Here is a 9,243-nt window from a genome sequence, read left to right as displayed (position 1 = left end):
AGGCACCTATAGGTACAGGGATCCCCCTCCTCCCCCAGGGGGTTTCTCCAGATCCACCTTACTTATGATGGGTATAGATACCTATGATGGGTATAGGTAGGAGTATATCGGAGGAACTGGAGAGAGGGTAAGAATGTAGCTTTATTTACAAATCAACTTTTGTATGCAAAACATGTAGCTCTGCAAGGTTGAGCAGAGATCCTTATTCCCAAAAGCAAGCTTTCCGTCGAGAGAGTCAAACTAACTGTAGGAGGGAACAAGCTATCCTATGGCTTCCATATATCTCAAGCCTATAGCTCGTCTAGGCAACTGGCTACAGACCCCTCTGGAGCTTATTCGAGCAGCCATCGATGCTGTAGAAGTGCGGGATCCCCGCCTTGCCCACTTTCTGTGCCGGTGGATTCCCGCCTGCTGCCCCTTTGAGCAAGACATCATCTTGTTTGGCTATAGGGTAATGCACATCCCAGCACTATGCAAGCTCAACCCCTTTTATGAGCAGTTGGTAAGGCTGCGCTCGCGAGCTCTGTCCTTCCTAGCGGAGCGGGGGGACGACATCAGCCACTACCTGTGAGGCGAGAAGAGGGGGCAGGAGTTTGGCGCTTGCAGGTAGAGATCTGGGGCAATTTTCTGCCATAATTTAGTAATGACGGGATGTAGCGCAGCTTGGTAGCGCATCTGCTTTGGGAGCAGAGGGTCGCAGGTTCAAATCCTGTCATCCCGATAAGGCGGCAAAAGGAGGCGCTTGGTCAGACTAGCGGCAGGATTCTCAGCAGGCCAGATCCCAGCCCAGGCAAGCCTGCATCACCTGGCCCAGCAGGTATAGGGATCCACAGACCACCCCGGGTGGCTCGTCGGGATCAGGAGGCTGCTGCAGTTGGGCCCGCAGAGCGTCAAGATCTGGCAGGGCCTGGGCAAGGCAGAGATGGGGCTGGAGGCTTCGAGCTAGGTGGGCCAATTCTTGCGGATCCGTTCCCGCATGGCCGAGGATGGGCAGGGCCAAGAAGCGATCCCCCGGTCGCAGTAGGGTAGCCAGAATACCCTTGACATCCTTGGTAGTGAGGATGCCCATGTACCAGGTGAGGGGTCCGGGCTGGTGCTGGTCAAGGTAGCGGCGCAGAGCTTGGGCAGCCGGCAAGTTATGGGCTCCATCCAGCAGCAGCTGGCGGGATCCAATCTGCACTCTCTGTAGGCGGCCCGGCCAACGGGTGAGAGCAAATCCTTTGGCAACAGCAACATCTGGGATTTGCCAACCTTGTTCCTGAAGAGTTTCCACAACGGCCAGAGCTACCGCCCCATTGACCAGTTGCACCTCACCGGCAAGGGGCAGGGTAAGCACCTGATCCCGCCAGCAAACGGTTTGGGGACCCGACCAGTGCAGAGGCTCCACTACCCGCAGGGGACTGCCCACCTGCTCTGCCTTGGCTTGGATCACGGCCATCACCTCAGGGGGTTGGGGCGCGCACACCGCGGGGATCCCTGGCTTAAGGATGCCGGCCTTTTCGGCGGCAATTTGCTCCAGGCTATTGCCTAGGCGTTGCCAGTGATCCCAGCCGATGGAGGTGATGGCGGTCACCACCGGCTCGATTCCGGCATTGGTGGCATCTAGCCGACCCCCTAAGCCCACTTCCATTACAGCCACCTCCACCTTTTGCTGGCGGAAGTATAGCCAGGCAGTAGCAGTGAGGGCCTCAAACTGCGTCGGAGAGGCCTCGCCAGGAGGGTAGGTTTGTAGACAGTCCCGCACTTGGGCCAACGCTTGGCTCCAGTCGGCGGCGGAAATATACTCCCCATTGAGCCAGATCCGCTCGCGCCAATCCACCAAATGGGGGGAGGTGTAGCGGCCCACCCGGTAGCCCGCCGCCCACAGCACGTGGCTAACCCAGGCGCAGACGGATCCCTTGCCGTTGGTGCCAGCGACGTGGATGGCTGGGATCCCCGCCTGCGGCTGGCCCAGGCGCTGCAGCAGAACCTGCATGCGATCCAGGCTGAGATCGACGCCAAAGTGGCCCAGCGACTCCAGAAACCCAGGCCAATCCCAGGTTGAGATCCCACCCATTGGGCGACAGGTTATTCGGGCTCAAGCTTCACCTCAACTCAGCACTTCCCCACTGGCGCCAAAAGCTGTCAAAGGTTCACTACAAAAGCGTCGCGAATGCCCGGCTGCTTGAGCACCTCTTCTAGGATTCCATCCGGCAGGGGATCATCTAGGCTGAGCACCATCACCGCATCGCCGCGGATGATCTTGCGCCCCACCTGCATGCTGGCGATGTTGACGTTGTAGGCCCCCAGCAGGGTGCCAATCCGCCCGATGATCCCTGGCATATCCCGGTGCAAGGTCATCAGCATGTTGGCCGAAGGCGGCACATTGACCGGGAACTCGTCGATCTGGGTAATGCGCACCTCCCGCTCCCCAATCAGCGCCCCCGAGACGGAACGCACCCCATTGGGGCCGTGGGCAATCAAGGTCAGGGAGCCGGAGTAGTCCTTCACCGAGGGATCCCGCGTTTCCACTACGCGGATGCCCCGCTCCTTGGCCTCAATGGAAGCGTTGACGTAGTTGACCCGCTCCCGCAAGGCCAGCGTCAAAAGCCCCTTGAGGGCGGCGATGACAATTGGCCGGCTGTCTTTCTCTGCCAGGGATCCCTGCAGGCGGATCTCCAACTGGCTAACCCGATCCCCCGCCAACTGACCCACCAGGTTGCCCAGCGTTTCGGCCAACTCGAGGTAGGGCTTGAGGCTTTGCAGCACCTCTGCCTGCAGGCCGGGAATGTTCACAGCCGAGCGAGCGGGCAGCCCCAGCAACACATCGCGGATCTGCTCGGCTACATCGATGGCTACATTGACCTGCGCCTCCTCGGTAGAAGCCCCCAGGTGCGGTGTCAGCAGGAGCTCCTTGCCCAAGGAAAGAAGAGGTGAATCTTTGCTGAGGGGCTCTTCGGCAAAGACGTCCAGGGCCGCCCCGGCAATCTGGCCGGATTTGAGGGCTTCGTAAAGGGCCTGCTCGTCTACTAGGCCGCCACGGGCACAGTTAATCAGGCGGGCGGTCGGCTTCATTAGGCGAAAGGTTTCAGCGTTAAACAGGTTAGTGGTCTCGGGGGTCTTGGGAACATGCAGGGTGATGTAGTCCGATTCCTGCACCAGGGTTGTGAAATCCACCAGGCGCACCCCCAGTTGCTCCGCCCGCTCTACGGAAATGTAGGGATCGTAGGCCAAAAGCCGCATCCCCATCGCTTTGGCAATCTGGGCTACATGGGAGCCAATCCGGCCCAGGCCAACGATACCCAGGGTCTTTTTGTAAACCTCTACCCCCACAAACTCCTCTCGCTTCCACTGGCCTGCTTTCAGGGAGGCATTGGCATCGGCAATGTGGCGCGAGAGGGCCATCATCAGTGCAATAGTGTGCTCGGCGGCAGCAATGGTATTGCCCTCAGGGGAGTTGACCACCAGGATCCCTGCTTTGGTGGCAGCAGCCACGTCGATGTTGTCCACACCTACCCCTGCCCGGCCAATGATTTTCAAGTTCTTCCCGGCCTCAATGACCTCACGGGTAACCCGCGTGCCGGAGCGCACCATAATGGCATCGTAGTTGGGGATAACTGCGATCAGCTCCTCGAGGGTGAGGTTGGTGCGCACATCCACCTGAGCTACCTGGGAGAGGATGTCAATTCCCGCCTGGTCAATGGGATCGGTGACGATAACTCTGGGCATACGCAACGCTAGCCTAAATTGCCAATGCCGCAAGCCAGCCTGACTCCCGCCGCGGCGCTGAATGTTGACCCGACTCCAGCAAGCACCTTTAATCTACCGCGAAAGTCTGCCGGCCCTCTCAAGGCCTGTAGCTTCATCTCAGCGGGATCCCACGGGGGCAAGATATTTGCCGTCGATCAAAAAGAGGCCATTGGCAAACTGTACACAATAAGTGCCCAACATCCGCCGCTGCCGAATCACCCCTTGCTCGTGCAGCCGAATCAGATGGGCCGGGCGCAACATTGGGATTGGATCGGCCGTCTTTAGATAAGGAGGCATCTCCACTACCTCAACCCTTGCCCCCACCGGCAGCAAATCTTGAGGTTCAGCCATAGCAAGAATCCCCCAAGGGGTGACGCGACACCTGCTTTCAGCTTAGCGGAGCTTGCGCTAGCTCCCTGCCGCCAGAAGCGCGGCGCTAAAAACAGCAGCTCCCAGTCAGCTTAAGGAAAGTGCTTCGGCTTCCTAAGCCGCTGTCAATCGCCAGCAGGCTTGCTATTATACTCTGACCTCAGGGCCTTGATTTCCCGTGCTCTGGGTGGCAACCACTCGACCGCATTCCCCTTGCTCACCCTTGGCCTGCTTGCCACCTCTTTGCGCAAACCCTGTAGGAGTGTTAAGAATAGTTACGTCAGCCGGCTACTTTCTCAGTTTTTTCAGCGGTTCTTTTCAGGATTGGAAACGACCATGGTAGATCCCATTCCTCCTCCGGCTTTGGAAGAATACCTCTTGCAAGCGGGCATCATCGACCGCTCGCAACTGAGCTTGGCCAAGAAACTGCAGCGCCGCCAGCAAGGACCGCTGCTGATGATCCTTTTGGAGCTGAGTTTCATTGACCTCGAGCAGCTCAGGCGTCTTCTAGATCTGGGCCGCACCTACGACCATGCTGCAAACGCTGGACAGCCTACAGCCTAACTGGCAAGAGGAGCTGGCCCACTGGTCGGCGGCGGGGCAGGGATCCCTGCTACTGAAAAATTGCGGGAGCAAGGAACTGGCAGAGCTGGATCGTTGTTTACGGCAGGTCTGTGCCCCTGCTCAATCTTTGACGCTGCTGACAGCAGACTTGCAAGTGGTGGCTGGCCCCCTGACGCTGCAAAGCTGGGAGCCTGAAAAAACGGGTGCTTTTGCCCATCTCTACCTGGAGCGCGCCGAGTCTGCCCAGCACCTCAGCCGCCTTGCAGCAATCGTGGCCCAGCTACGTTCCCCCAGGGGTTGTCCTTGGGATCGTGCCCAGACGCCCGAATCCCTCACTCCCTACATCCTTGAAGAAGCCTACGAGACAGTGGCGGCCATTCGATCCGGGGATCCGGCGGCTATTGCCGAAGAGCTGGGGGACTTGTTGTTGCAGGTGGTGTTGCAATCCCAGATTTTTGCTGAGCGCAACCACTTCAACCTGGAAACCGTGGCAGCGCGGATTGCCGACAAGCTCATCCGTCGCCACCCCCATGTGTTTGGGGATAGCCCCCAGCCAGAGAGTTCTGACCTGTCCGAGTTGCACCGCTTTTGGGAAGACATCAAGCAGCAAGAGCAGCCGCAGCAAACTCTGGGTCAAAAACTGCTGCACTACGCTGAAACTTTGCCCCCCCTGCTGGCCGCCTTGAAAATCTCCCAAAAGGTGGTGAGCTCCGGGTTGGAGTGGCCAACAGGAGAAAGGATCTGGGCCAAGATCCGCGAGGAGGAGGCCGAGCTGCGCCAAGAGCTGGAACGAGATCCCCCCGACCGGGCGCGACAGGAAGCTGAGCTGGGGGATCTGCTGTTTGCCCTGGTCGCCTTGGGCTGCTGGTATGGGCTGGATGCTGCCCAGGCTCTGACCCAGACAAACCTGCGCCTTGCTCGCCGCTTTTTGCGCCTGGAAGAGCTGGCGCGGCAACAGGCAGAACAAGACTCCCCTCTCGAAGGCCGCCGCCCTCAAGAGCTAGAGGCGCTTTGGCAGCAAGCAAAGCAAGAACACCCCCATCCTTTAGGGATGGCGCAGCAGATTGAGGACAGGAAGAACTAGCTCTCGCTTAGGCAAAGCCAGGGGCTGGGGAGTCTCGCCCCTCCAAGAGGCAGGTGGCAGAGGGGAAGAAGAAGTTGGCACCTTGCCCACAGGGCGTAGTTGCCAGCGGATGATCTGCTCACCGCGGTAAAAGGTCACCACCAACTGATCCCCTTGGGGTTGGATTTGCCAGGTGCCATCGCCGCTGGTAACCGAAATCTGTTCGCCAGAAAAGGGCGCATCCAAAGCTGGCCCCGACTGGCTCCAAATCCGTCCGCCTCCTGTTTCCAGAACCAGTTGCACCGTTGCTCCCTGTCCTTGGCCGCTCAGGATCTGGCCAGTGCCAATCCAGACTTGGGTCTCTTGAGCCCCAGCAGACTGCCCCAGTTGCAGAGCCAGGAGCAACAGTCCTGTCCAGCTCCCCCAGCTTTGTAGCGCTCTCCCCCAACGCCGAGGGAAAGAGGAACAGCAAGCTAAGAAGGCCATTGCTCCCACGTTGTACTCCACGCTGCGCTAAAGCTAGAACAAGAGCCCACAGCAGCAGCTTTCTCTCACCGAATCCTTTCCCAGTCTATAACCCTGCCCCTGCCTCGAGCCCCAGCCGCCTTGATCCCAATCTAGGCAACCCCTGCCTCCCCCCACTAGGCTGCAACTTGAGTCTCTGGCTACGGGGATCCCTAACAACCGTTTCGCCAATGCGCAGAACCAAGCCCTCCACCCTCTTCGGGGGGAGAGATCCTTTCTTCAGGCGTGAGAACTCCTCGCGAAACCTAGGGGGCTGAAGCGCAGCGCTGCCCAGACAGGAGGCAAAACCGAAGGTAGTCGGCTGGACACGGGGTGATCTGCGGGTCAACCTCCTGCTGCAACCCTGCGCCAGGGCCGGCCATGCTGCAGAAACTGCCTTGAGACCCCTTCCTCCGGGGGCTTCCACTGGGGCACCCCTACTTACGGGGAAGCTTAGGTGTTCCTCTCCTGTTCCAGCTTGGCCATTGCAATCTGGCTTTCTAGGTGGGAAATGCCCTCGCGAAGGGCAACTGCCTGGGCTTCCACCTCCTCTAGGGAGCGGCGAACGATCTCTGCCGCCCTGAGATGTTGGTCTCGCTGCACCAAAGCCTGGCGTGCCAGCTCGTCCTGGTTATGCTGGATAGCCGCTCTGAAAGACTTATACAACCCCGGGTGAAAGCAGACTTTCACTCGGGGTTGAGGCTTTCTTCCTGCTTCCACGACCCGCAGCTAGTAGTAGAGTTCACCTCCACTACCCCGCCAGAGGGATCTCCACAGGCGTGACTTCCCCGCGAGCTGCAGGTAGGTGCTCCTTGCCCCCATAAGGCACACCGGCTAAAGACGGAGCCAACTTTAGCCTAGGCAAAACGCCTACCCAAGAAGATGTACCTGCTAGCCTACTAGCTCAGCCCATCTACGTCAAGGCAGAAGGTTGGTTAGGTCCGGTGAATCAAGGACTAGAGGAGAACCCTTTGGGCTCTGACCAACCAATCCTCGGCCTTTTGCAGGAGTTGAGTGTACTTCCGTTCCAGTTGCTTACGGCTGGCCAGGGTTGTGGTCAGGCTGCGCTGCAGGTGTTTTAGATCCCGCTCCAGCTGCCGGATGCCTACCCCCTGCTGGCTGGACTTTTTCCACAGCAGCTTGCCTAGCCCCACCATCACCACCGCCGTGGCAATACCCACACCTGCTGCTGCGGCTGGGTTTTCCCGCAGGAAAGACCCCTCCAAAGCGTAAGGCCCTGCAAAAGCTACAGTTTGCAGCGCTGTTTCTCGAAACTCCCACGGCATCACCGGCTTGGGTTGCTGCCAAAAACCACGGTGTGCGCCTGCGCGACCCCTTGAGCTTCTAGGTAGCGCTCCCGGTTGGCCTCGTGCAAAAAGCGCTCGTAGACCACCGCCTGTCCTTGGCGCAGCATCTCCAAATTCACCAGGCCATCGGCGTTGTACACCTCGACAATGTGCAGCCCCTCTGGGGTGATGTAAAGAGTGTCGACCTGCACCAGGGATCCCGGTGGCAGCAGCTTTTGCAAAGCCTCCTGCGAGAGCCGTCCCCACTGTCCCTGCGTCAGCTCCGGCGCATCTACATAGGCAAGGCGAAAACGGGTTGGCCTGCCGTTTAGGTCTGCCCAGAAGGTGTCCCCATCGACCACCGACCGCACTCGCACTGTCTCGAAAGATTGGGCTGCTGCGGGCAGGATAACCCAACCGCTGGCAAGGACAGCCGCCGTCATCGAGAGGGAAGTTTTTGAGCTCATAGGGGTCACTCCTAAGGTGAAGTCAAGAAAAACTCTGGGAACAAACCCAAGCCCTAGAGCGTCCCTAGAGGCTTCTACAAGGGTAGCTGCTGCTCCCTGGGACGGTGGCTGCCACCTTTCGCACAAGGAAAGCTAACTTTCCTAGCCAAAAGACACGGCTTTTGGCCAACCACCTCAAGCAAACAGCAGAATTGGGGCTAGAGTTCAGCTCAGCAGAGCCTGCTCCTGGAGCACAATCTTTGCGCTGGCAGTCGAATTACAGGCGGAGGCGATAGGGCTCTCCCTCGATCCCATCAGGCAGGGGAGGCGGGAGAATTTCCACTTCACCTGTGGGCAGCGTCCGCAAAACCCTGCCCAGTTGGGCCAGTTGCTTTAGGGCAAACAAGCGGGTGTCCCGGTCGCTGGTGGCGTTAAACACGCTCAGCCAGACATCGAAGCGAGAACGGCGACTGAAAGGGCTGCGGGCAATGTTGTCCCCCAACTGGCGAAAGTCGTCGCCGGGCAAGCCCACCTGCTCCCGCCAGGCCGCGGCTTGGTAGTAGTCATTGCGACCTGCTTCCGCATCCCCCAGAAACATGAAATTGATCAGGGCGCGATCCACGTAGAGCCGCCAGGCATCGGGATTGTTCTGGGGGTTGAACTGCTGTAGGCCGCGATCCAAAATCTCGATAGCTTTTTCCGGCTGACCGGCCCAATAGGCCAACACCAAGCTAGACAGTCGGTAGCCCTGGAAGAAAGAGGGATCCAGCCGCAGCATGTGGTCAAAGTACTCGTAGGCAAGGCCGTAGCCGGTCTGGGCGCGGGCGCGGGCGTCGCCGTAGTACTGGATCAGCTCTAACCACAGCCAGGAAGCTCCCAGATTGCGGTAGCCCAGCCAGCCCAAGGTATTGGCCAGGGCAATGTTGCGGTTTTTGCGGACCTCGGCATTTTCTATGGCCTCCAGGTTGATCCGCTCCAACATGGGCAACTGGAGCTGCACTACCAGGATCCCACACAGCAGTGCCCCCCCAACGGCAGCCAAAGTGCCGGCCAGGGACAAGTGAGAGCGACGACGAGGTAAAGCAGCGGTGGTCATACGGGCAGGTTCTTGGGTGGCTCCAGTCCATCATGGCACTCCCCGCTCCCCAAAGAAGGAGACCGGCTTCTGGGTAACTTTGGCTGACCGCTCTGAAAGACTTATACAGCGCTGGACAAAAGCGGACTTTTGCTCCAGGTTGACGCTTTCTTCCTGCTTCCACGACCCGTAGCTAGTGGCAGAGTT

The 9,243-nt window shown here is 59.1% G+C and carries 11 protein-coding genes and 1 tRNA gene; 4 read left to right on the top strand and 8 right to left on the bottom strand.

The window, feature by feature from the left end; all coding sequences use genetic code 11:
* Positions 1 to 268: 268 nt before the first annotated feature.
* Positions 269 to 571, top strand: a complete 303-nt coding sequence (locus NW806_RS09765) for a Mo-dependent nitrogenase C-terminal domain-containing protein (protein ID WP_414410951.1) — start codon at positions 269 to 271, stop codon at positions 569 to 571.
* 76 nt (positions 572 to 647) lie between these two features.
* Positions 648 to 721: transfer RNA gene (locus NW806_RS09760), tRNA-Pro, on the top strand.
* A 45-nt stretch (positions 722 to 766) separates the two neighbouring features.
* Here NW806_RS09760 and NW806_RS09755 read toward each other — a convergent pair.
* The 3 genes from NW806_RS09755 to NW806_RS09745 form a co-directional block, all read right to left on the bottom strand.
* A complete protein-coding gene (locus NW806_RS09755; protein ID WP_414410950.1) occupies positions 767 to 2,056 on the bottom strand; it encodes a bifunctional folylpolyglutamate synthase/dihydrofolate synthase in 1,290 nt (429 codons plus the stop codon).
* A 68-nt stretch (positions 2,057 to 2,124) separates the two neighbouring features.
* The gene (serA, locus tag NW806_RS09750) at positions 2,125 to 3,708 is read right to left on the bottom strand and encodes a phosphoglycerate dehydrogenase (protein WP_414406090.1); all 1,584 of its coding nucleotides are present in this window, start codon (positions 3,706 to 3,708) and stop codon (positions 2,125 to 2,127) included.
* Between the two features lie 138 nt (positions 3,709 to 3,846).
* Positions 3,847 to 4,080: a DUF3148 domain-containing protein gene (locus tag NW806_RS09745; protein WP_414396374.1), complete on the bottom strand. Its 234-nt coding sequence runs from the start codon at positions 4,078 to 4,080 to the stop codon at positions 3,847 to 3,849.
* A gap of 354 nt (positions 4,081 to 4,434) precedes the next feature.
* On the opposite strand from NW806_RS09745, the gene NW806_RS09740 reads away from it, so the two are divergent.
* Positions 4,435 to 4,662: a DUF2949 domain-containing protein gene (locus NW806_RS09740; protein ID WP_414396373.1), complete on the top strand. Its 228-nt coding sequence runs from the start codon at positions 4,435 to 4,437 to the stop codon at positions 4,660 to 4,662.
* Positions 4,631 to 5,746 (top strand): nucleoside triphosphate pyrophosphohydrolase, encoded by a 1,116-nt coding sequence (gene mazG, locus NW806_RS09735; RefSeq protein ID WP_414410949.1) that lies wholly within the window; start codon positions 4,631 to 4,633, stop codon positions 5,744 to 5,746. The genes NW806_RS09740 and mazG overlap by 32 nt, the downstream gene beginning before the upstream one ends.
* Here mazG and NW806_RS09730 read toward each other — a convergent pair.
* The 5 genes from NW806_RS09730 to NW806_RS09710 form a co-directional block, all read right to left on the bottom strand.
* Positions 5,708 to 6,130: a hypothetical protein gene (locus NW806_RS09730; protein ID WP_414396367.1), complete on the bottom strand. Its 423-nt coding sequence runs from the start codon at positions 6,128 to 6,130 to the stop codon at positions 5,708 to 5,710. The genes mazG and NW806_RS09730 overlap by 39 nt on opposite strands.
* 552 nt (positions 6,131 to 6,682) lie before the next feature.
* Positions 6,683 to 6,919 (bottom strand): PspA/IM30 family protein, encoded by a 237-nt coding sequence (locus tag NW806_RS09725; RefSeq protein WP_414410948.1) that lies wholly within the window; start codon positions 6,917 to 6,919, stop codon positions 6,683 to 6,685.
* 266 nt (positions 6,920 to 7,185) lie between these two features.
* Positions 7,186 to 7,515, bottom strand: a complete 330-nt coding sequence (locus NW806_RS09720; protein WP_414410947.1) for a PspA/IM30 family protein — start codon at positions 7,513 to 7,515, stop codon at positions 7,186 to 7,188.
* A complete protein-coding gene (locus NW806_RS09715; protein WP_414410946.1) occupies positions 7,515 to 7,982 on the bottom strand; it encodes a thermonuclease family protein in 468 nt (155 codons plus the stop codon). The genes NW806_RS09720 and NW806_RS09715 overlap by 1 nt, the downstream gene beginning before the upstream one ends.
* Before the next feature lie 256 nt (positions 7,983 to 8,238).
* A complete protein-coding gene (locus NW806_RS09710) occupies positions 8,239 to 9,057 on the bottom strand; it encodes a hypothetical protein (RefSeq protein WP_414410945.1) in 819 nt (272 codons plus the stop codon).
* Positions 9,058 to 9,243: the final 186 nt, after the last annotated feature.

Origin of the sequence: Synechococcus sp. W65.1, from assembly GCF_047461615.1 — a bacterium.
GTDB lineage: Bacteria > Cyanobacteriota > Cyanobacteriia > Thermostichales > Thermostichaceae > Thermostichus.
Note: the sequence above shows the minus strand (reverse complement) of the source record. Positions and strands in the feature narration are given on the sequence as shown.